Genomic DNA, 1,245 nt, shown 5'->3' with positions numbered 1-1,245 from the left:
GGGCTTTTTTTATGCATCCGGACTCTGCTTCGATATCCCCTCAAATTTCTCCCTTACAGGAATGCTCCTATTCATTATTTTCTTACATCATACCAATAGCACATTTTAAATGGAATATTTCATTTAAAATTTAAAAAAACAAGGATCCATTCCTCATACTACCAAAAACACGATTCATATATAGGTTGTTCTCGCGTTCCAACAGACTATTTAAATGTTAAAATATGTGGAATATTTTAACATTTAAATATCCCTAAATTTTCATTTTTATATTATAATATTTTATGTGCAAAAAGATAAATATGGAAATTAGGGGGATGGTTATGAAATTAGGGAAGTTTTTTGTAATCTTACTAATAGCTTTTATTTAACTTTTGTTTCTTTTAGTGATTCATTTAGTCACGAAGTAGAAGCAGCAAAAAAACCTAAAAGAGGTTATGTTGCTGCAACAACTACTTATCAGGTAGGAGGTCATAAATCTACCAGTAAAGGTATAGATATGTTTATGACTAAAGCTGATGCAAATGCATATGCTGCTAAGTTGAATATTAGTTATAAATCTACAATTGCATGGGCTGGAGCCTCTTTTATCCCTGGAATAGGTCCTTATATTTCAGTAGTGGGAGTTGCTTCTACTTTAGAGTCTCAAAAAAGAGCAAAGCAAATTTTAAAATTAACTAAAAAAGGAAAAAAAGTTCATGTTGCGATTCAAAGTGGTATGATATCTGTTAAAGAGTGGTATGGAAAGGCGTCATCTATAAAAACATCTATGCCCAAAAGTTCAACTAAAAAACGCGGTGGAATTACGACTAAAATAACCACTAAAGTTAATAAAAAACAAGGGAAATATTTACTTATAAGGAGATTCTATATGGATAAACGAAAGTATTTTATACTGTTGGTGCCAGCAATTATTATATTTGTAGCTTTATTGTTTTTATTACCAGAAGAAAATAAAGTTTATTCACTATTTGTTCCAATTGTATTTTGGATAGTATATTACGGTTTGAAAGGGAAAACTAAACTTGATCAAAAAAATAGATAAAAGAAATCTTGTAAACATGGCGAGACCTAACTGAATGAGAGACAGAAAAAAGTACCCTAAGTCATATTTTAAATAAAACTAATATGCTCCCCGATAGATAGACAGATGAAAAAATAAATCTGTTTGCCTACGAGGCCACTGAAAATCTTATGATTTTTCAGTGAAACTTGAAGTTTGTTATAAAAAAGACGACTCAAATT

1 protein-coding gene is annotated in these 1,245 nt (G+C 30.2%); it reads left to right on the top strand.

Annotation, left to right across the window (positions count from 1 at the left end; translation table 11 throughout):
- The first annotated feature begins 505 nt into the window (after positions 1 to 505).
- Positions 506 to 1,045, top strand: coding sequence for a hypothetical protein (locus ABDZ84_RS20995; protein ID WP_343782885.1), 540 nt, complete (start codon positions 506 to 508; stop codon positions 1,043 to 1,045).
- Positions 1,046 to 1,245 lie beyond the last annotated feature (200 nt).

The sequence above is a fragment of the Virgibacillus salarius genome (assembly GCF_039521925.1).
Classification (GTDB): Bacteria; Bacillota; Bacilli; order Bacillales; family Amphibacillaceae; genus Virgibacillus; species Virgibacillus salarius.
This window is presented reverse-complemented; position numbering and strand designations above follow the sequence as displayed.

Bases quoted from the DNA above. Each gene is read 5' to 3' on its own strand.
- ABDZ84_RS20995 (WP_343782885.1), top strand. From the start codon at position 506: ATGACTAAAGCTGATGCAAATGCATATGCTGCTAAGTTGAATATTAGT.